Genomic DNA, 20896 nt, shown 5'->3' with positions numbered 1-20896 from the left:
TATTTATTGGTACAGTTCGCAACCTTCACTCAACAATCTCGATCTATTGTTGAAGTAAGAAAACTGCCCTAGTTCGTTTAAGGTTCACACATGCTAAAACGATTTGCTCTCATTCTTTCACTCACATCTTCCCTAACTTTCGCTTGTGGTCTTCACCAAGATACAGGATTTAGTTTAGTGACAGAGCCCGGTTCACTAGAAGTCTTTGGCAACGTCATCACAGCCAGACAAGACGATGAATTCAACAACCTCAATAAACCGGATCATTTTCGACTCTTTGCCATCAAGGCTGCGCTTGCGAAACCCCACCCAAGCAAAATTGAGTTCAACTTATTCGAAGCAATTAAAGGTCATTACAGCCAAGTTAAACTTGAGAAAGGTGTCGATGTGTCAGGTCGAGATACTTTGCCTACAGAGGAAGATCTATTACTGATTACGGAACTCGATGTGTTCGATGCGCTAGCTACTGGCACCATATCTTGGGATCACGCGACACTAAACGGTTTGGTGATCATCAATGGCCCACAAAATAAACGAGAGCAACTTGAAGATTGGCTTAGTGATATTTTTGAAGGGTAGTTGGAATGAATTTATCGAGAATAACAACACCATAATCGAGCCAGATACGGCTCGATTATGGGCAATTAAAGAGTAGCCAAATTGAAGAGACGTTAAATTGAAAAACAGTTATGCCGCTTGAGTTGCGATGGTTTTTCGCTGATTTCGAGTCATCAAGTGATAAACCACAGGTACAAAGTAGAACGAGATAAGGGTGGTTAACACGGTACCGCCGACAATCGCGACCGCAAATGGAGGCCAGAAACCGCCACCAGCAATAATCAACGGCATAAAGCCCCCAACGGTTGTGATCGTGGTTGAACTGATATGTCGAGTACATGACATCACTGCTTCTACCACCGCATCCACATTACCTGATGAAGCCTCTTTATCGAGTTTCAATTCCGTCAGAATGACAATGGCCGCGTTAATCGCTAAACCTGCAATCCCGAGCATCGCGATGATCACCGTAAATCCGAATGGATAACCGAAAATCCACACCGACAACAACCCTAGCCCACCCGCCAATCCTGCTACCATGAAGATGATGCTACTCATTCGGAACGAGTTGAATGACATCACCACCACCAGCACCATCAATACCACCACGACTGCGACATTCGAGATGAGGCTGTTGACTGAATTATCTCGTTCAGCGGATTCACCACCAAAACCAATCGTATAGCCCGATGGCATCTGATAGCTTTCTAGGCGTTTTTGGAATTCATTGAGCACGGTTTGAGGTAAGACACCCGCTTCAATATAACCCTCAATGGTATTGACACGTTGCCCATTACGGCGGGTTATCGCGCCGCGACTGGTCGTCAATTCAAGCTCAGCCAAAGTAGACACATTGATACCCGTAGAATAGACATCTGAGCTTATCGGCAAGCGAATATTACTCAGGTGCGCTAGGTTCTCACGCGCATCATCCGCCACACGAACACGGATTGGCACAGACTCACTGCCCTCAATCACCGAGCCACTTTCACGACCTGTCAGCGTAGTTTGCAACATACCAGCAAACTGGTTCAATGAAATACCATTTAGTTTTGCGGTGTCTTCATCGACCTTCAACCACACCTTCGGCGTACCCGGTTGCAGGGTTTCCCTTGTGTGCGTGACATGAGGGACACCTGCCAGAATCAAGCGAACATCTTCACCAATTGCTTTCAGAGTATCGAGGTTCTCACCATAAACACGCAGCTCAACTGGCGCGGTAAATGGAGGCCCTTGGTTAAGCTTACGTACCAAGATTTGTGCTTCCGGCACCTCTTTATCTAACACCTTTTGCAGCTCAGGAATCAGCGCATTGGCTTGGTCAAAGTTCTCTGTTTTCACCATGGCTTGCGAGAAGTACGGCGCATTGTTTTGCCTTGCTTGCAGGTTGTAATAGAAGGATGGGAAGTTTGCGCCCACTAGCCAATCAATGCGTTCCACTTCAGGGTAACGATGAATGATGTCGTCTATTTTTTCCGAGGTATTTTTCGTCGCATAAATGCTTGCTTGAGGCGGCATGTATACCTGAATCTCAAACATGTCTCGATCTGATGGCGGGAAGAATTGCTCAGTCAACTGAGACATGCTCCAGTAGCCAGTGAATGGAACTAACAACACCAAAGCAATCGTGATAATTGGATGCGTGACACCAAAGCGGACAGAAGACGAGAACCAGCGCGTCAATGCCGGAATTCTTAGGCCGGTCATGTACCAATGGTGCTGCCCTTTCTTGTCGACATCACTGAGTTGTTTCGGCAGTAGCTTGGTCGCTAAGCCCGCAATTAAGGTGTGCGAGATGATGTAAGAGCCGATCAACGAGAAAGAAACGGTAATCGCAATACCACCGACAAATTCACCCGATGCACCCGGCATCAAAATAATCGGGGCAAACGCCAACACGGTGGTTAAGGTTGAACCTAATAACGGCACCCATAAATGCTTCAATGCATTCATGGTCGCTTCAGCTCGTTGTTGCCCTTTCAAACGATAAGCTTGAATGGTATCAACCATCACCACCGCGTTATCAACCATGATACCGAGCGCCACAATTAGGCCTGTCACCGACATTTGGTTAATCGGCACACCGGTCATTTTCATGATCGACAAGGTCAATAATGAGGTTAACGGCAGAGAAATGGCGACTAAGATCGCGGCACGCACGCCTAAAGTGACAAACAGAACAATCAAGATCAGACCGAAACCGATCATCAAGCTTTTGCCTAAATCGTCTAAGCGAGTCTCGGTATAACCTTGCTGATTAAAGAGCACGGTCACCTTAACGTTACTTGGTAACTCTTGCTCAAACTTGCCAATCAGAGCATTAGCTCGCGACGTCCAATTATCAACTCGCAGATCAGGATGCATTCTTGCCGCGACAATCACGCCCGGCTCACCATCAATAATGGCAATCTGGTCTTGTGGGGTTTTCTCACCACGTTTCACAGAAGCAATGTCTTCCATACGGATGATGTGACCTTTGCTATCAGTGGCTATTGGCACTTGCTTAATACGTTCAATAGAATCGAGTTCAGATTTAATTTCTAAGCCAAAGCGAGAATAAGCACTCACTAACTCGCCGGCGGAGTTCTTGGCGTCTGCCCCTTCGAGCGACTCAGCAATATTGGCACTTGAACGCCCTAAGGCAGCGGCATCGGCCGTACGTAAACTGATTTGAATCTCTTCTTGTGGCATCCCGTATTCATCAACGAATTCAGTACCCGACAAAGTTCTTAGTCGCTTAGCGAGTTCTTTGGCATAGCGCCCGAGTGTTAATCGGTCAGGTTCACCCGCGCCAGACCAGGTTAGAGATGCGATGGTTGTGAAAGCATAGGTATGGTCACTGTCGAGATCGGGAGAATGAGAACCCGCAGGCAAAATGGATTCGACGTCAGATAGCTTGTCGCGAGCTTGAGACCAAACCGGCTCAGGCTCGGTGATGGTGTCGTTAAGTTCTAGCGTAACAATTGACACGCCCGGCCTTGAGGTTGAGCTCACGAGTTTAACTTCGCTCAGCTCACGCAGCTTGTTCTCGATAACCTCAGTAACTAAGGTTTCAACACGCTCGGCACTGGCTCCGGGGAAACTAGTAGTAATGTTCGCGTAACGGTTGATGATCACCGGATCTTCTGCACGTGGCAACGTCATGAACGCAGAAATACCACTCACCATCAGCAGTGCGGTCATTAAGATAAGCAGTCGAGTGTTGGAAATAGTCTCTATGATTTTCATGCTATTCCCTATTCAGCAGTCACGCTTGCTGGCTTCACGGTTTGTCCGGGAACTAAACGATGTAAACCACTGGCAATCACTTGTTCACCGTCTTCAATCGCCCCACTCACGTACGCTTGTTGATTGTTGGCAAACAACACCTGAACACTTCGGCGCTCAACTTTGTTGTCTTCACCAATCACAAAGATGTTCCACACACCGCGCAATCCATCAATCAAACCCGTTAATGGCACCCAGTAGCCTTGGTCATCAATCTGCTCATCAAATTTCAAATAGGCAAGTTGCCCTTCTAACACCGACGATTGTTCAGGAAACAAGTAACGCAAACCGACACTGCGAGACTGTGTGTCGACCATTGCGCCCGGATTCAACAGTCTCACAGCGAATTCATCTCGCCCGACGCGAATACTTGGGGCGGAAAGTGAAGTAACCTTTTTCATTTGATGGGCAGGAATACCGATAAAGGCTTCTTTCCCTTCAGAGGCAAGCAGTGTAAGAGTTGGATTCCCTACATTCACTACATCTCCAAGCGAGACAAAGCGTGTTGCGATGGTCCCTGAATATGGCGCACGAATTGTCGATTTCACCAGCTTCAATTGATTGCCTTTTACCGAGGCATCAATACGCAGCAAGTTCGCCTGCAATACGCGTTGCTCACTGGTTAACGAATCAATCTCAGCTTCGGCACTGAAGCCTTTCGCTTTCAATGAACGTTGACGTTTAAGGTTCGCAGCCACCAAACTCAATTGAGCTTTGACTTCTTCAGCCTGCGCTTTCAGTTGGCTAGACTCGGTTTCCAAAAGTTGGGTATCCAATCGAATCAACGGCTGACCCGTTGTGACTGTGTCACCGACATCCACCAGAATCTCATTGACCTTGCCCGCCAATTCAAAACCCAAATTAGCCTGTTGACCCGCCTTTACCACACCGACATACTCACGCTGAACTGCATAAGAGGAAGACAGCGCCAAGGCCATCGTTTCCACCGTTAAAATGGTTTGGACGCTCGATGCCGTTTCAGCGGTTGAATCAACCGACTCTTGGGCTTGTTCCTTTTCGCCACATCCAACAAGAAAAGCCGACAACGCCACTGCCACTGCGCTTCCCTTCATCAATTTATACATACGTACTGTTCCTATGCGGTACTCAATTATGTTCTTTTTTTAGACTAACCAAATCAAACTAGACTGTCTAGTTTGATTGTGTTAAAAATAAGTTTCATCGTTAATGATTGATAAAACCATCACAAAAAGCATAATGCTTAGCGTAAAACGAGACACATAGAACTGAGCACCAACAGGCGCCAAGCAACGAGACAAACTAGGTAACGAGAAGCAAGCACGTGACTAAAATCATCAAGAGTGAACAGAAGAGATCGCAGATCTTAACCGCAGCCAGCCAACTTTTCTCTGAACATGGCTTCAAGATCAATATGGATCAGATAGCCAAAGCAGCGAACGTTTCTAAGCAAACGGTCTACTCTCACTTTAAAAACAAAGACGAACTTTTCGAAACCTGCATGCAAACCAAGTGTGCGGAGCGAGAACTCAGCCCTGCAGCCTTTGATATGGATGCTGCGGTGGGTGATGAGTTGGTGAAGTTTGGTGTGAAGTTTCAGGATTTATTACTTGATGAGCAATCTAGACAAACCTTCCAAAATGCCATTAGCCAAGCGAATACGCATCCAGAGATCGCCTCTATCTATTTAGAAACTGGCCCTCAGAAAACCACCAAGTTACTTGCTGATTATTTGCAGTCGAAAATAGACTCTGGTGATCTCACACTGTCGACATCAAGCTCACCAGTTATTGCAGCACGCCAACTGTTGCTGATGTTTCACGGCAAATCGGCATATTGGGGATTCTTCGGACACGATAGCGGAGAATCTGAAGAAGAAAGACTTCACTACACTCGCGAATGTGTCGCGCTATTCTTAAACGGCAATCAGCCTCGTTAATCGTTCGAGGCCCCTAGTTAATCGTTCAAGGTTCATGTCGCCGTTAGCTCGCATTTGAAGCTGACTCAAGAAGTAACTCATAGAAACGTTTAGCAGCAGGGCCTGTCTTGGCTCCTTTTGGTAAAGTCAGGTGCAGCGGAACGTGATACCCACTGCCATTTTCGACATTCAACACCATTAGCTTGTCACTTCCTCGACTTTCAACAATGTGCTTTGGTAGTCGACAATACCCGACTCCCTGCTCTACTGCGCCAAACGCATGGTCGAAATTATCCACCGTAATACGCTGACTCGACTTCAACCAACCCACATCCTGTTTGTTCCCTTGCTTTTTGCTGCCTTGACTAGTTTGAGCACCTAAATCTCGCACCACAATTTGCGGCAAAGACGACAGTTGATTCAACGACACTGAAACGGCACTTGCTAACGGATGTGAGCTAGCAACTACTGGCTCCATCATCGTAAAACCAAAGGCTTCGGCTGAATAATTAGTAATAGGCAAGTTGATGATAGCCACATCAGCCAGTTCTTGAGTCACCATTTCCGTTGTTTTAGACAGTGACGTTTCTATCACTTGTATCGATGTGGTGTTGTTCTCCGCCAAAAATGCAGCCATCTGTTGATAAAGCCGTTCAAGGCAGCACAAGTGATCAACAGCAACCACAATTTCAGACTCAACACCTTTCGCTAGCTGTTCACTGATCAACTCTAGCTCGCGAGCTTGTTCCAACATACTGCTCGCACGGCGTAACAGTGATTTCCCATCCTCCGACAAGACCGCCCTACGACCTTCCACCTGCACTAAAGTCACGCCTAATTGGTCCTCCAATTTTCTCAGCGCATAAATCAGCGTGGTATGGCTCTTGTTCAATTGCAGTGCCGCTGCCTGAATACTGCCTGCGCGGTCAATCTCGTAAAGGGTTTGCCATTGGTCGAGGGTGGTTTTCAATCTCATCGGTCTAAAATCCTGACAGTTAGTAACTATATTATGAACTTTTCTGTCTGTTTTTTACAGGTAATATCTATTTCAACAGGCAATCAAGCCTCCTATGTTTTGCGAAATGGCCATGAGTCTCAGCGCAATACCAAGTAACTGTTTGGAGAAATAACCATGAAATTATTACAAGTCGATTTTGAATTTAGCGGCCCATTTGGTGAAGAGATGTCGAACGCACTCGTTGACCTAGCAAAATCTATTAACAACGAACCGGGTATGATCTGGAAAATCTGGACAGAAAACGAAGCAGAAAAACTGGGGGGTGGTGTCTATCTTTTTGAAGACCAACTCAGTGCAGAGACGTACCTAGCGATGCATAGCGCTCGCCTTAAACAGATGGGTGTCGACGAAGTACGTGGGGTGATTTTTGACGTCAATCAGCCATTAACTACCATTAATAAAGGCCCAATCAACGGTTAATCGAACTTGTTCATTCGCTGAATGACAACAAAGATACTGAATAGCTAAGTCGCTAAGTCATAAATAGAGAGATACGTAATGAACAACAAAACTTTTCTTAGCCTACACGGCATTATTTACGCAGGGTTTGCCATCGCACTGTTTTTTATCCCAACGGTAATGTGGCCCATGTACGGCGTGGAAATTAATGATAAGTACGCTTACTTTCTCTCTCAACACACCAGTATCTTTTTGGGTGGTATCGCAGCGATAAGCTGGTTGCTTAGAGACATTGAACCTGGCGTGTCAGCTAAAAAGCTCATCCAAGGTTTGGTGGTTACGAATATGCTCGGCGCTATCATCACATTGTATGCGGCGTTTACAGGAATCTTTGTTGGCTTTGGCTGGAGCGACCCAGCATTCTTCATTTCACTATCGGTACTCAGTGTTTTGCAGGCTCGTCGACAACGTTAGTTACTTACTTAACGAGCTAGCAAACACAAAGAACAAAGCCAAACAAAAAGGCACCGGTGAATTGCTCATCGGTGCCTTTCTTCAATCTAATGTAACTGCTCTCAAGAGCCAAGCATTAGAACTCTCCTCAAGAACTAGGCTTATTGTCATGCTCCACAAAAATCAGCTCATCGGTATTAAAGCCGCGCTCTTTCGACATCGCTTTGAATCTCTCCATGACCTCTGGTGCAACCTCAGGTGTTCTTGAAAGCAGCCATAAGTAATCGGTATCTGGGCCCGAAACAAACGCGTATTGGTAATTCTCTTTGTCCAACTCAAACACCACATAAGCTCCGTAGAAGGGGCCAAAGAACGACACTTTTAGATAACCCTGATCGCTGCCTTCGACAAAGTACGCCTTACCTTCCGCTTCGTTCCATTCGCCATCTTCCGCCGAATAGCCGCGGTTAATCACCTTAACGCCACCATCATCACGCAAGCTGTATTCCGCGCTGATGTTATCTAAGCCACGCTCAAACGAGTGGTCTAAACGAGCCACTTCGTACCATTTGCCCAAGTATCTATCCAATTCAAACTGTTGAACGGGCTTTACTGTTTCAGGCATGCCCACGCAACCACCCAATAGAATCACACTAAGCAGCAATAATATTTTTTTCATCCTAACCTCGGCTTGTTTTTATTAGTAATGCGAGTAAGCCTTGTGAAAACATAAACTTACATCCTTGGTAATACGTTAAATCCATTTTTAAAGTTCACCTAACTGTAATTTATTCAGAATCTTATGTGAATTGTTTAGTCTGCGAATGAATCAATGGTGTTTCATTGATGTTCGATATTGAGTCGGAGTCACCGCAAAATATACGGCAAGTTAACTTAATCAGGAGAGCAACTATGGACACTTTATTATTAAAAATCCGCGATATGATTCTTACCACTCGCTTTCTATACTTACTAAACAGTGGAACATGGAATAAATAACAATGAACAATAAGCTCACTTTGCCACGCACTGCATGGATTGCATTATTCGCTAGCCTAGTCTCTGTGCCATCGGCTTTTTCTCAAAGCCTAACCGCAGACCAGATCTTTACCAATGCCGACATATATGGGCATCGCGAGTCAGACTCGATCGTTACCCATAAAGGCAAGATCATCTTCATCGGTGACCACGCTCAGGCGCAATCTTTTCAAGGTCAGAGTACCGATGTCATCGACTTGGAGAGTGCCTTTGTTTTGCCGGGGTTCATTGATAATCATAACCATGTGTTTGAAGCCGCCTCAGAGCTGGGTGGCAATTGCGAACTAGACTCTGAAGCCACATTAGAAGAGCAAATCCCTTACTTAGAAGCGTGTAAAATCAATGCCGAAACCAATGGTCGAGGCTGGCTGATGGGTTATGGCTTTTCTCTTGAGTCGACACTCGACAGCGACTCTGAATACACACCACTTGAGATCATCGACAGTATCTTCCCTGATCGCCCCGTGGTGCTTATGGAGCAAACCTCTCACTCTATGTGGGTCAACTCAAAAGCCTTAAAAATAGCCAAAATAAGCCAACAATCTCCTGATCCACAAGGTGGCGCTTATTTAAAAGACCAAGACAGCGGCAAGCTCAATGGCATCTTATTAGATAACGCTGGCGACCAAATTATGGAGATGGCGTGGAACAGCCAAAGCGAGCTCTTTGAACAAAGCTACCAAGGGTTAATGTTCGGTCTTGAAGAAGCCGCTGCGCACGGCATTACCACCATCGGTGACGGCCGGATGTACTGGAAACGAGGCTGGTATGACGTTTGGCTAGAAGCGGAGCAAAACCAAGATTTGACGGCTCGCGTGTCATTACGCCCTTGGGTTTACCCATCAATGGCGATACCCTCTCAATTAGAAGTCTTCGAGAAGATGTATTCCGATGATAAAAGCCGTCTGTTGCTCGTCGATCAGGTAAAAATATACAGCGATGGCATCTTCATTAACGGTACAGCAAAAACACTCGCGCCCTATTTAGATACCTATCTGCCACAGTCTCCCAATGGCCTAAACTACATTCCACCAGCACAGATGAAAGAGTGGCTAACCGCGCTCGATAAAATCGGTTTTAGTGCGCACGTTCATGCGATTGGTGATGGTGCCGTTCGTGAATCTCTTGATGCGATAGAAAGCGTGCGTAAACAAGGTTCGCAAAAGCCTTATACCCTAACTCACATAGAGTTAATCAATGATGAAGACGTTCCCCGCTTCAAGCAGCTCAATGTCTCGGCGGACTTCCAAGTCGGTTCCGGTTACGTAGCCAAACATCAACACCAATGGGCCGAAGCTTTCCTTGGTGCTCGCCGCGCCAAAGCCATGATGAACTTAGACGCGATACTTAAGACTGATGCCAATATCACCCTAAGCAGTGACTGGAACGTACACGACATCAACCCTCTAGTTGGAATCGCAAATAGCTTAATCATGGGTAAAACAGGCCTAACTGATATCTACACAGCTATCGACGCTTACACGCTCAATGCAGCAAAGAGCCTTGGTATCGAAGACGTCACGGGGTCTATTGAGGTTGGAAAATCAGCGGACTTCGCGATTCTCAACAAAGACATCACTACAGTATCGGCAAGACAAATAGCCAAGACTCAGGTGTTGATGACAGTGTTAAGAGGGGATGTGGTTTTCGAAGACGCTGCTTTCAAAGACATAAATTAGCAAACCAACGTTCGACACAAAGCCGTTTGCTACCAGTTAATTTGCTATCCGTTAGCTCACTTCCAATTGATTCACTAAAAAGTATCAGGGGAAATATAAGATTAAGCTTGCTCAGCGAGCTTGGTATTTCCCTTTATTTTTACAACATAAGTCGTCGCGAAAATCAGTAGAGAAAAAAGCCCACATAAGTAGATGGGATACTGAGGGTTCAAGGTTGAAGTAAACGCAAGTAATGAAGCGACGCCATAGCCTAGAGTATGAGACATAGCGATGTACCCTGCGGCTGCGCCCGGTGTACCACTTTGCTTTTCAGTGGCAAACAACGTGTAAGCAGGAACAAGCAACGCTGCGCCAATCGCTGTCAGTACCATCGCCACAGCTAACGCCCACATACTGGGAATCAAGAACACTCCAAAGCCGACAAGCAAACCCAATGCCCCCCAACGGTACATAACAAACGGTGTCAGCTTTTCTTTTTTGATAACCAAGAGTTGAGTAGCAAAAGTACAGGCAGCACTGATAGTCAAAAGAATCCCGATCGTGTCACTTATTTGATCGGTAGGCCAACGGGTGATCGAATAGATAAGTGGAGAAAAACTGTATTGCAACAACGCGACTGCGGCACACAACAACATCCCGCAAGATAAAAAAGGCAGTAATGTTTTATTCGGTAACCAAGGTGCTTGCCCTATTCCTTCTGCCTTCCGAGTTTCTTCTTTAGGGGTTGGTAACAACATCGTGACAAGTAAAGCAACACACGGCAAAAAGATCATCACGATCAGGGGAGCAAAAGGCGATAACTTTAACGCTAAAATGGAGACCAAAGGCCCAATTAATCGACCAACACTTAGGCCAAGACTCACCGAAGTAATAGCCTGTAAACGGTTTCTCTCACCACACAACAATATCGCCCAATGTTGACTCGCGGGCACCATTCCAGACACCGTACAACCATAAATTATTCGCGCCACCACCAGTCCGATCAAACAAAACACTAGCGCCTTTTCTTGGTCACTATTCATCGCAAAAAAACACAAAAAAGCAAAGCTGACGGCCATGCCTACCAATGCCTGAATGACGACTTGTTTAGGTCCATATTTGTCGCTCTGCCTTCCCCAAAAAGGCGCAGACGGCAGAAATAATATGCTTCCTATTGCGATAAGAATCGACCACGTAGGCAAGCTGAATGCAGACTGTTCCACAAGAAAAGGCAGGGAAACGAGTAAGCCGTTTTGCCCAATTCCCATAAGAGCCGAAGCAAGACCAATAGCCAATAGTTGAAATTTTTTATTTTGTATCACAGACATAATATCGAAGGCGCTAGATAAGGTTGGTAGGTTCGTAGTGGGCACGAGCATATTACAATGATAAATAGATTGATTTAGCGAATAATTATCATTTTGATTTCACTGTGTTACATTAGCGGCTAGCAGCCCATAACTCAACTTCATATTGCATTATGTACACACTTACCAATGCCTCGTTCGAAATCGACGGTAAGAAAATCCTTTCGCCAACGACTTTGACCTTTGAACCAAAGAAGATCACCACCTTGCTTGGTCATAATGGATGTGGCAAATCGACACTCATTAAACTGTTAAGTCGACAAAATACGCCAACAGAAGGTGACGTTTTCTTCAATGAGCAACCACTCGCCTCATACAGTAACCTTGAATTTGCACACCAAGTCGCCTACCTGCCGCAGCACCCACCGATTACTGATGGCGTGACCGTTCGTGAACTGGTTTGCTTTGGCCGTTATCCATGGAAAGGCGCATTTGGACGTTACAGCAAAGATGATTATGCCATCGTAGACGAAGCGATTGAGAAAGTTGGCCTTAACGCCTTTTCTGACCGATTTGTCGCGACACTTTCCGGCGGAGAAAGACAAAGAGCTTGGGTCGCCATGCTGCTTGCTCAGCAAAGCCAATGTATTTTGCTTGATGAACCAACCTCAGCACTCGATGTCGCGCACCAGCATGAATTGCTCGCTTTAATCAGAGAGCTTAATCAGTCACTCGGCTTAACCGTGATCATGGTGCTTCATGATGTCAACATGGCCGCCAAATTCAGTGACCATTTGATTGCGCTTCATTCTGGAAAAGTGATTGCTTCCGGTTCGCCTAAAGATTTGATGACGCCAGAAACACTGATGCAAATCTACGGAATGGAGCTTGCGCTCTTTAAACACCCTGAGACAGGGCAACCTATCAGCTACATCCCTTAAATCAAAAGGAACCTGTTGTGAAAAAGTTCATCACCATGCTGTTCACAGTATTAGCTTTCAACGCCCTTGCTCTAGAGAGCGTTCACGCACTAGAAATCAAACATGAAATGGGCAGTGCCTCTTTCGATGCTACACCTAAAAAAGTGGTGGCTTTAGATTGGGCACTCACCGAAACTGTATTAAGCCTAGGCGTTGAGTTGCAAGGTGTGGCAGACGCACAAGGTTATCAGCAATGGGTGGTAAAACCTGCGTTAAATGCAGACGTGACAGATGTGGGATCTCGAAGAGAACCAAACCTAGAGCTGCTAACAGAACTCAAACCTGACGTCATTTTAATCAGCGAGCATATGGCGGCGGCCTACCACCAGCTCAATAAAATCGCACCTGTCTTGGTTTACAGTGTCTACAGCAAAAAGAAACAACCTCTTGAATCCGCAACTTCGGTTACCCTCTCTTTAGGCAAGCTATTTAACAAAGAACAACGCGCCCAACAAGTGATTGATGAGACAAACAAGAGATTAAGCGATAATGGTGAAAAAATACGTGCCGCAGGCAACTCAGACAAACCACTGATTTTTGCACGCTTTATCAACGGCAAAACCTTACGCATTCATAGCCAAGGTTCATTAGCGCAAGCCACCATAAGCAGCATGGGCCTTAAAAACGACTGGCAAGAGCAGACAAACCTCTGGGGTTTTACCACTACAGGTACTGAAAGGCTCGCTGAACACCAACAGACGAATGTGATGATCTTTGGCCCGCTAACGGAAGAAGAGCATAAGAAACTGACTCAATCCCCTCTTTGGCAAGCGATGGCGTTTACGCGTACAGACTCCGTTTACGAACTTCCTACCATCTGGACCTTCGGTGGGCTAATCGCCGCTCAAAGGTTTAGTGACCACATTACCGAACTGCTTATCCAAAAATAATGGCTACCGCAAAGATCGAAAAAACCGTCACCGGGCGATTCAATACCAAGGCAGCGGCACTACCTGTCGCTGCTGTTTTGTTGATCAGCTCGCTACTGCAAATTACCGCTCCTTACTCGCAAGGGGTTGGCTTGATTTGGGATACGCTGTTTCACTTTGATTCTTCAAATTATCAGCATCTGATTACTCACCTCACCTATTTACCTAGGCTTACCGTCGCTCTCATTTGTGGTTTTACACTGGCAGTCGCTGGGTGTGTGATGCAATTTGTACTGCGTAACCCCATTGCCTCACCTACCACATTGGGTGTTGCTGCGGGCGCAGAACTCGGCATGGTATTAGGGATCCTTTTAATTCCTGCGAACCTAGCAATTCCAGGGTTTATTCCCGCTTTCATCGGGGGCTGCCTTGCAACAGGCTTAGTTTTTACCTTAAGTTCTGCACGAGGCTTTTCACCATTACACATGGTGTTAGCCGGTATGGTGGTCAGCCTATTTTTAGGCTCACTCAACACCATGTTGCTCATGCTGCATGAACAACGGCTTACCAGTATTTTTCTTTGGGGTGCCGGTGTACTGAATCAGAATGATTGGTCGAGCGTGCAGGTTCTCATACCTTTAGTCTCGATCCCGACGCTGTTATTACTGGTTTTACAGCGTCCATTATCAGCGCTGCAATTTGGTGATAATGTCGCTACTTCACTTGGTGTAAACATCAAACAAATCAAATTGCTTTGCTTATCGTTGGCGATTTTTATTACTGCAGCCGTAGTCAGTGAAGTAGGCTTAATCGGATTCGTTGGCATTGTGGCTCCTGCTATCGCTAGGCTTATCGGTGTAAGAGCACTCGCGAAACAGATTCTGGTCAGTGGGTTGGTAGGCAGCTTCATTCTATTGATTGTGGATTTAGTGATTCAGCCCTTCTCTGGCTTCGGTGGCGAACTGCTCCCTACCGGCGCAATGACGGCGCTACTGGGTGCTCCTTTCTTATTGTGGTTACTGCAACGTACCAAGCTGCAGTCCGATCTCAAAAACCGCAGTGAAACCATTGAGCACTACAAATTCGTCAGTACGCGTAAAGTACTGGCCGCGATGTCAGTGCTATTGACGGTAATGTGTGTTCTTGCTCTTACAGTAGGTAAAAACCAGTTCGGTTGGAATCTTGAACTCAACTCATCGCTATTCGATCTGCGTCTACCACGTGTATTAGTCGCGCTATTGGCAGGGATCGGGCTTGCGTTTGCAGGCACGATTATTCAACGCATCTCAAACAACCCAATGGCGAGCCCCGAAGTATTGGGGATCAGCTCAGGGGCTGCTCTGGCGTTAGTGCTCGGCACACTATTTGGCACTGCAGTCGGCCGAGAAGAGCAAATGCTGCTTGGTACACTCGGCGCAACTTCAGTGACTGCCGTGGTTTGGTTGATGGGAAGAAAACACAATTTCGCCCCAACGCAAACCTTGTTAACGGGCATCGCGCTAAGTGCAGGGCTCGACGCTCTCCTGCGCATCACAATGAGCTCGGGCAATGAAAATGCAACCGCGCTCCTCACTTGGCTTTCAGGCTCGACTTATTTAGTCGCGAATCAAGATGTCATTTTGCTCGCCGTTGGGGTTGCCATCATCAGTGCAGTGGCGCTGTCTTTGAATCGCTGGATAGAGCTGATTAACTTAGGCGACGTCACCACAAGCAGCCTAGGTATGAACACAACCGCTGTTCGATTGGCTTTGCTTTTGCTAGTCGCGGCACTAACAACTCTGTGCACCATCGTCATTGGGCCATTAAGTTTCATTGGATTATTGGCGCCGCACATGGCGCGTTCGCTTCACCAATATCGCGCGATTCCTCAAATGCTCACTGCAGCATTATTAGGCGCTATCATCATGGTTGCTGCCGACTGGATTGGTCGTACGCTATGGTTCCCTTGGCAGTTCCCTGCAGGTCTATTAGCCTCTCTGATTGGTGGCGGCTACTTCCTCTATCTAATGAGAAAATAAGCACACACGAGAAGTCACTTTCTCCGCTTAAAGCCCCGCTTGAAGCCTCTATTTGAAGTCGAGGCTTTAAGCGGGCTCTCTTCTTACCCACTCATCAACACACTTGCCAACAAAGCTATCACTAACCGATCAATTCCCTATGAACCGCTAAATTACCAACCAACCTATCCATTGCAACAGGTCGATTAACATTGTCTTTTGGTTACAAAAACACAATTTATGGTATTTAAGCCTTTTTGTGTTTACCATGGAATCAAGATTAAACACATACTCTGAGCGTCATGGACACAACGACAATTACAAAGCTCCAACAAAATTTGTTATTCAAGGTCATCGCGAGGCTAAAAGCCGACAACGCGAAAGCGGGAAGCAGCCTAAACGAATCATCTTTGGCGCAGCAATTCGAAGTATCAAGAAGCCCTATTCGAGCGGTGCTAAAACACTTGTCAGCGCAAGGCATCACTAAAGTCGTCCCTTATAAAGGGTCTGTATTACAAACCGATGCGGCAGATATCGAAATTTCAGGCCAAGACAACGACCAACAACCTCGCCAAGAACAATTATACCTGCGCGTACTCATGGATTTATTTTTTAGTGAGTTAGGTCAGTCGTTTTCCGAGAAAGACCTGCAACAACGTTATGATGCCAACCGTGGTGAGATGCAAAGCGTACTGCGCCTGTTAGAAAGCGATGGTATTTTTCGTCGCAGTCCAGGATACAAATGGCAGCTTGATGGTGTGTTGAACACCTTAGAAAGACACACCGAAAGTTATCGCTGTCGACTCATTTTCGAGCCTGCAGGCCTACTCGAACCAACATGGACACTTGATAACAGTGCAATTGAAAGCTGCCGAGATCGCCATGCTCAAGCGATTAACGCCCCAGAATCAGTCAACGCCAGTCAACTCTTTAGCCTCAGTGCCGAGTTTCACGAGCAACTTGCCGCATGTTCAGGAAATCGCTTCTTATTGAGCACCATGCAACAACATAATCGCCTACGTAAAGCGACCGATCTCGTCTCGATGCACATTCAATCTTCGGTCACTAAATCGTGCCAGCGTCGCCTAGAGATCATCGAATTGGTGCTAGAAGGTGACAATCAAACGGCCTCGACAAAATTAGCTCAGCTACTGGAAAATGACATTCGAGTCATGAAACGCACCTACAACGACGTAATGACGGTCTCTATGGAGCAGCGAGAAAGTTTAATCAACAGCATCATTGCAAAAAAAAGTTAACTACGTGAGCAGTCAAATCATGGCTGCCCTTATCGTGTCCTTCTACCATCGAAAATGCCATTCTGACTTCATGAACACACGAGGGCCTGTTTACCTTTCGTTGTTAAATTTTGTTCAAAAGATCAACAGGCCCTAATACCTGCACTTTCACACCTTCTGAATTATATGGTTCACACACGCATAAACACTTGCGGAACAAGGCACTGGTTCTGTTCCGCCCGAGTGACTCCCCCCCCCGGCAAACAAGTGTTTCCAAATCTATAAAATAAAATTGCATTTTCATATTGTATTTTCGCAACAAAAACACAATAATAATGATTCTTATTTAGAATTGATAAACTTAACGATAATACTTCGTACTTTAACTATTGAAGTAGTAACCGCTTAGGTGGCGTGAATGCGAACGTATACCAGCTTGAAAGATATCGAGATGAGTATGTTTGGGGCCATAAGTAAGTGACCACTGTTAACCTCTTTTCTAATTTAGGAGGCTTCATTTATTACTAACCAGTAAAGATGAACGCTTGTTTACTTATAAAAAACAAAGTCATCGCACAAATATGAGTCTTTGTGCAGCCTTTTATTGATCAAGATTGAGAACAAAATGAAAACCGAAAAAGGAAGTTTCAAGCTTTCCACCGTTACGCTAGCGATTGTCGCAGCAAGCACAGTGTTTACAGCCCAAGCACAAGAATACACAACCGAAGAGAACATGGTGGTTGTCGCTAGCCGAACACCAAAAGCGATCAGCGATATTCCGGGAACAGTTTGGTACATCGACGCAGATAAAATCGAACAGGAATACCGTGGTGGTAAATCATTAGGTGAAATTCTATCGGCGAGTATTCCCTCTTTAGATGTAAGCAGCGGCGCTCGTACTAACTATGGTCAAAATCTACGTGGCCGTAAAATGCTCGTTATGATTGATGGCGTATCATTGCAATCCTCTCGCCAAATCAGCCGCCACTTAGATTCAATCGACCCATTTAACATTGATCGCATCGAAGTGTTATCGGGTGCAACGTCTATCTACGGTGCCGGTGCTTCTGGTGGTGTCATCAACATCATCACCAAAAAAGCACAAGGTGAAGAGTTAGAATTCGAATCTTATGTCGGTGGTTCATCGGGCTTTAATTCAGGTGAAGATTTCGATTACAAAGTCGGTCAATCTATCTCTGGCGGTAACGACAAAGTTCAAGCTCGCTCTTCTGTGGTTTACACCGAGACACAAGGTGTATTCGATGCAGATGGCGATATTGTTACTCCTGACATTTCACAAGGCTCACTGCAGTTCAACAAGACGGTAGATTTCCTGACAACTGTCGGCGTGAACCTGTCTGAGACCAAAAAGCTCAACTTCCTAGCACAATATTACGATAGCCAGCAAAACTCTCCTTACGGTCTATACATCACCGGGCGCGATTTTGTTGACGTACGTAAAGGGTTTTACTCGGATCGCGAACACGGAACTGAGCGCATCATGCTGAGCGCCTCTTACGTCGATGATCAATTCCTTGGGCATCAGTTTATTGCTGAAGCTTCATACCGTAAAGAAGACCAAACTTACACGCCTTACTTCCAATCTTCTGGTCAACAAATTACCGATGTTATTTCATTAAAAACAGCACTGGCTAAGAGCTTCAATAAGTTCAATATTGTTTATGGTATCGATGCGTATCAAGATCAGCTTGATAGCAATCAAGCGCTTTACGATCGCACCATTGCGAACAATTCAGGCAACTTAGTCAACAAGACCTATGCACAAGTGGGTCGCTATGCAGGTGTTAAAGTCAGCTCTATCGCAGGCTTTATACAATCTGACTATGCGATCACCGATGATTGGACGGTGGAAGGTGGATTCCGCTACCAATACATCTCTAACAAGATTGATGATTTTGTCGGCTACAGCCAGCAGAAGAAAATTGCTGCTGGTAAAGGCAAAACAGCAGACGCAGTACCAGGTGGTGAAACTGATTACGGTGTTGGCTTATTTAACCTAGGTACGATCTACCACCTTAATAACGAGTCTCAAGTTTGGGCAAACTTCTCGCAAGGTTTCGACCTTGCAGACCCAGCTAAATACTACGGACAAGGCAGCTACAAGCTCGTTGGTGATCACTGGAAACTCAACGACAGCATCAACGTTAATGACTCAAAAATGTCTGGTATCAAAACCAACAGTTTCGAGTTAGGTTACCGCCTTGATACTGGCGAGCTAAGCTTGCAAACCGCGGCTTATTACTCACAATCTGACAAATCAGTGAAGTACAACAGAAAGACATTGCTGATTGAAAACATCAATGACAAAAAGCGAGTGTACGGGCTAGAGGCGATGGCTTCTTACTGGGTACATGACAACATTCAACTGGGCGCTTCTGGTCACTACGTCACCTCTGAAGTGAAAGGTAACGACGGTTGGAAAGATGTATCTGCAGGAAGTGCAAGTACTTCTAAAGCAAGTGCTTGGGCAGGTTGGTATGACACAGACCTATCTGTAAAAGTACAAAGCCAAACTATGTTTGATTACGAAGACGACAAAAACAAACTTGATGGCTACACCGTGTTTGATCTAGTGAGTACGTATCAGCTTCCTGTCGGTAGTCTAGGTTTTGGTATTCAAAACTTACTGAACAAAGACTACACCACTGTTTGGGGTCAACGTGCTCAAATCCTTTACTCGTCTCATTACGACTCAGCAGCGTATGACTACAAAGGCCGCGGCCGTACTTACACTCTGAACTACCAAGTTAAGTACTAATTAATCGGTCTGCATAAGCTGAATTAGTCGCTTACTCTAAAGTGTGGGATAGCTAAAAGACAAAAAGGGTTGGCAAACATGCCAACCCTTTTCAATTGAGGGTTCATTCCGAACTCCCCTATGTTTAACTCTACTTATGCTTAAGCTGTCTTTTCTTTCAAGTTTGATTCTTGTTTATCATCAAGCGCAAAGTAGATCTTCGATACAATTACTTCAGCAATCAGAATCGTAAATACCACGGCGAAGAACGCCACTACACCGCCCCAAGGGCCTGTAAAACTCACCTTATCTCCGAACAGAAGGTTAATCGCTTCTAGCATCACGAACTTTGAACCCACCAAGATGATGTAAGTCGTGATGGCGCGATAAACCTTAGGCGCGGTACCCGGTTTACTTTTGAAGTGCTCAGCAATCTTGTGCTCTAAGCCAATAGAGAGCTTCAACAATAACTGCAGTAATAACGCTGCTATCAAAGAAATAGTGAAAGACTCAATGTTGACGAAGTCCCAGTACTCATCGAAAAAGTTAAGTACCACTAAGTCCACCAGCACAGCTAACGTGTAACCTACAAACAGACGTTGTGGTGTGTTGAACCCGTAAACTTTGTCTGATTTAGTCATTCTGTCTCTCTCTAATTTGATAAGTCGCCTTGATTTGAAATACATCTTAGCGCTCGAAAAGGAGCAAAACTTACCATTTTGTGACACCACCAATAATCATTATTCAAATTAATGATTCGACAGAAATCCCCCTTCCTTCTCTTATAGCAATAGCAAAAACACACCCAATTCATCACTGTCACCAAATGGCCATTCTTCAAATGCTGCCCCCATATGATGACTCCATCAGCGACACACACTCATTTCCAAAAGGTGCAGACTATGAAAAAGCTAATCACTAACGTGAACGTATTTAACGGTGTTGATAACAACTTAATCGAGAGCGTATCAGTCCTCATCGAGGATAACTTGATCACGGCTTTGTTGCGTAATTCAATGGAACTAAATCAAGAACCTACGATCTGATCAGCTACCACCACTCTCTCTCGTAGCCTTATGCCTAAACCTTGTTACAAAACAACCAACTGGAAGCAATACAACCAATCGCTCATTAACCGTGGTTCTCTGACCTTCTGGATCGATGAAGAAGCAATAAGTGGGTGGGCGCAAAGCAAACAGAATAAGCGCGGGAGGCCACGTCGGTTCAGTGATTTAGCTATTACGACAGCACTCATGGTGAAACGAGTTTTTTCTATGCCACTGAGAGCGCTGCAAGGATTTATCGACTCGATATTTAGGTTAGCCCATGTGCCGTTAAGTTGTCCGCATTACACCTGCATCAGTCGTAGAGCCAAGCAAGTTGAGGTCTCATTTAAGACTAAAGCGAGAGGAGCGATACAACACCTAGCCATTGATGCAACTGGCCTTAAGGTTTATGG

At 45.6% G+C, this 20896-nt stretch carries 18 protein-coding genes; 12 read left to right on the top strand and 6 right to left on the bottom strand.

What is annotated here, in order from left to right; translation table 11 throughout:
• The first annotated feature begins 90 nt into the window (after window positions 1-90).
• A complete protein-coding gene (locus AB6E08_RS10370; RefSeq protein WP_372066049.1) occupies window positions 91-579 on the top strand; it encodes a hypothetical protein in 489 nt (162 codons plus the stop codon).
• A 108-nt stretch (window positions 580-687) separates the two neighbouring features.
• Here AB6E08_RS10370 and AB6E08_RS10365 read toward each other — a convergent pair whose 3' ends face one another.
• A complete protein-coding gene (locus AB6E08_RS10365) occupies window positions 688-3786 on the bottom strand; it encodes an efflux RND transporter permease subunit (protein ID WP_372066046.1) in 3099 nt (1032 codons plus the stop codon).
• Between the two features lie 8 nt (window positions 3787-3794).
• On the bottom strand, window positions 3795-4910 hold the full coding sequence (locus AB6E08_RS10360; RefSeq protein ID WP_371727332.1) for an efflux RND transporter periplasmic adaptor subunit: 1116 nt from the start codon (window positions 4908-4910) through the stop codon (window positions 3795-3797).
• 218 nt (window positions 4911-5128) lie between these two features.
• On the opposite strand from AB6E08_RS10360, the gene AB6E08_RS10355 reads away from it, so the two are divergent.
• Window positions 5129-5743, top strand: a complete 615-nt coding sequence (locus tag AB6E08_RS10355; RefSeq protein WP_004736309.1) for a TetR/AcrR family transcriptional regulator — start codon at window positions 5129-5131, stop codon at window positions 5741-5743.
• Between the two features lie 43 nt (window positions 5744-5786).
• Here AB6E08_RS10355 and AB6E08_RS10350 read toward each other — a convergent pair whose 3' ends face one another.
• On the bottom strand, window positions 5787-6698 hold the full coding sequence (locus AB6E08_RS10350) for a LysR family transcriptional regulator (protein WP_372066043.1): 912 nt from the start codon (window positions 6696-6698) through the stop codon (window positions 5787-5789).
• Window positions 6699-6854: 156 nt separating this feature from the next.
• Between AB6E08_RS10350 and AB6E08_RS10345 the strand changes: the two genes are divergently transcribed.
• Window positions 6855-7160, top strand: coding sequence for a monooxygenase (locus AB6E08_RS10345; protein WP_004736312.1), 306 nt, complete (start codon window positions 6855-6857; stop codon window positions 7158-7160).
• Window positions 7161-7238: 78 nt separating this feature from the next.
• Window positions 7239-7613 (top strand): hypothetical protein, encoded by a 375-nt coding sequence (locus AB6E08_RS10340; RefSeq protein ID WP_004736313.1) that lies wholly within the window; start codon window positions 7239-7241, stop codon window positions 7611-7613.
• A 127-nt stretch (window positions 7614-7740) separates the two neighbouring features.
• On the opposite strand, the gene AB6E08_RS10335 is transcribed toward AB6E08_RS10340, so the two are convergent.
• A complete protein-coding gene (locus tag AB6E08_RS10335) occupies window positions 7741-8271 on the bottom strand; it encodes a lipocalin family protein (RefSeq protein WP_372066039.1) in 531 nt (176 codons plus the stop codon).
• Between the two features lie 322 nt (window positions 8272-8593).
• Here AB6E08_RS10335 and AB6E08_RS10330 point away from each other — a divergent pair, with 322 nt between their 5' ends.
• Window positions 8594-10309 (top strand): amidohydrolase, encoded by a 1716-nt coding sequence (locus AB6E08_RS10330; protein WP_372066036.1) that lies wholly within the window; start codon window positions 8594-8596, stop codon window positions 10307-10309.
• Window positions 10310-10410: 101 nt separating this feature from the next.
• On the opposite strand, the gene AB6E08_RS10325 is transcribed toward AB6E08_RS10330, so the two are convergent.
• On the bottom strand, window positions 10411-11667 hold the full coding sequence (locus AB6E08_RS10325) for an MFS transporter (protein WP_372066033.1): 1257 nt from the start codon (window positions 11665-11667) through the stop codon (window positions 10411-10413).
• A 101-nt stretch (window positions 11668-11768) separates the two neighbouring features.
• On the opposite strand from AB6E08_RS10325, the gene AB6E08_RS10320 reads away from it, so the two are divergent.
• From AB6E08_RS10320 to AB6E08_RS10300, 5 genes are all read left to right on the top strand, one after another.
• Window positions 11769-12536, top strand: coding sequence for an ABC transporter ATP-binding protein (locus AB6E08_RS10320; protein WP_017104133.1), 768 nt, complete (start codon window positions 11769-11771; stop codon window positions 12534-12536).
• Between the two features lie 17 nt (window positions 12537-12553).
• Window positions 12554-13465 carry an iron-siderophore ABC transporter substrate-binding protein gene (locus tag AB6E08_RS10315; RefSeq protein ID WP_372066030.1) on the top strand — a complete coding sequence of 304 codons (912 nt, stop codon included), beginning with the start codon at window positions 12554-12556 and terminating at the stop codon, window positions 13463-13465.
• Window positions 13465-15462 (top strand): Fe(3+)-hydroxamate ABC transporter permease FhuB, encoded by a 1998-nt coding sequence (gene fhuB / locus AB6E08_RS10310; protein WP_372066027.1) that lies wholly within the window; start codon window positions 13465-13467, stop codon window positions 15460-15462. Before AB6E08_RS10315 ends, fhuB begins: the two co-directional genes overlap by 1 nt.
• Window positions 15463-15743: 281 nt before the next feature.
• Window positions 15744-16700, top strand: a complete 957-nt coding sequence (locus AB6E08_RS10305; protein ID WP_372066024.1) for a GntR family transcriptional regulator — start codon at window positions 15744-15746, stop codon at window positions 16698-16700.
• Window positions 16701-17304: 604 nt separating this feature from the next.
• Entirely contained in the window at window positions 17305-19458 is a 2154-nt protein-coding gene (locus AB6E08_RS10300; protein ID WP_102249532.1) for a TonB-dependent receptor, read from the top strand.
• A 140-nt stretch (window positions 19459-19598) separates the two neighbouring features.
• On the opposite strand, the gene AB6E08_RS10295 is transcribed toward AB6E08_RS10300, so the two are convergent.
• Window positions 19599-20078, bottom strand: a complete 480-nt coding sequence (locus AB6E08_RS10295) for a hypothetical protein (protein ID WP_135384781.1) — start codon at window positions 20076-20078, stop codon at window positions 19599-19601.
• A 261-nt stretch (window positions 20079-20339) separates the two neighbouring features.
• On the opposite strand from AB6E08_RS10295, the gene AB6E08_RS10290 reads away from it, so the two are divergent.
• Together AB6E08_RS10290 and AB6E08_RS10285 are read left to right on the top strand one after the other, a co-directional pair.
• Window positions 20340-20483 (top strand): hypothetical protein, encoded by a 144-nt coding sequence (locus AB6E08_RS10290; RefSeq protein ID WP_372159886.1) that lies wholly within the window; start codon window positions 20340-20342, stop codon window positions 20481-20483.
• A gap of 30 nt (window positions 20484-20513) precedes the next feature.
• Window positions 20514-20896: IS5 family transposase (locus AB6E08_RS10285; RefSeq protein WP_372159877.1), on the top strand; the 383-nt coding region annotated here is incomplete at its 3' end.

It is taken from the genome of Vibrio sp. 10N.247.310.24 (assembly GCF_041467175.1).
Classification (GTDB): domain Bacteria; phylum Pseudomonadota; class Gammaproteobacteria; order Enterobacterales; family Vibrionaceae; genus Vibrio; species Vibrio tasmaniensis_A.
Note: the sequence above shows the minus strand (reverse complement) of the source record. Positions and strands in the feature narration are given on the sequence as shown.

Coding starts and splice junctions, on each gene's coding strand:
- AB6E08_RS10370 (WP_372066049.1), top strand. CDS start 91: ATGCTAAAACGATTTGCTCTCATTCTTTCACTCACATCTTCCCTAACT.
- AB6E08_RS10365 (WP_372066046.1), bottom strand. CDS start 3,786: ATGAAAATCATAGAGACTATTTCCAACACTCGACTGCTTATCTTAATG.
- AB6E08_RS10360 (WP_371727332.1), bottom strand. CDS start 4,910: ATGTATAAATTGATGAAGGGAAGCGCAGTGGCAGTGGCGTTGTCGGCT.
- AB6E08_RS10350 (WP_372066043.1), bottom strand. CDS start 6,698: ATGAGATTGAAAACCACCCTCGACCAATGGCAAACCCTTTACGAGATT.
- AB6E08_RS10345 (WP_004736312.1), top strand. CDS start 6,855: ATGAAATTATTACAAGTCGATTTTGAATTTAGCGGCCCATTTGGTGAA.
- AB6E08_RS10340 (WP_004736313.1), top strand. CDS start 7,239: ATGAACAACAAAACTTTTCTTAGCCTACACGGCATTATTTACGCAGGG.
- AB6E08_RS10335 (WP_372066039.1), bottom strand. CDS start 8,271: ATGAAAAAAATATTATTGCTGCTTAGTGTGATTCTATTGGGTGGTTGC.
- AB6E08_RS10330 (WP_372066036.1), top strand. CDS start 8,594: ATGAACAATAAGCTCACTTTGCCACGCACTGCATGGATTGCATTATTC.
- AB6E08_RS10325 (WP_372066033.1), bottom strand. CDS start 11,667: ATGCTCGTGCCCACTACGAACCTACCAACCTTATCTAGCGCCTTCGAT.
- AB6E08_RS10320 (WP_017104133.1), top strand. CDS start 11,769: ATGTACACACTTACCAATGCCTCGTTCGAAATCGACGGTAAGAAAATC.
- fhuB (WP_372066027.1), top strand. CDS start 13,465: ATGGCTACCGCAAAGATCGAAAAAACCGTCACCGGGCGATTCAATACC.
- AB6E08_RS10305 (WP_372066024.1), top strand. CDS start 15,744: ATGGACACAACGACAATTACAAAGCTCCAACAAAATTTGTTATTCAAG.
- AB6E08_RS10300 (WP_102249532.1), top strand. CDS start 17,305: ATGAAAACCGAAAAAGGAAGTTTCAAGCTTTCCACCGTTACGCTAGCG.
- AB6E08_RS10295 (WP_135384781.1), bottom strand. CDS start 20,078: ATGACTAAATCAGACAAAGTTTACGGGTTCAACACACCACAACGTCTG.
- AB6E08_RS10290 (WP_372159886.1), top strand. CDS start 20,340: ATGAAAAAGCTAATCACTAACGTGAACGTATTTAACGGTGTTGATAAC.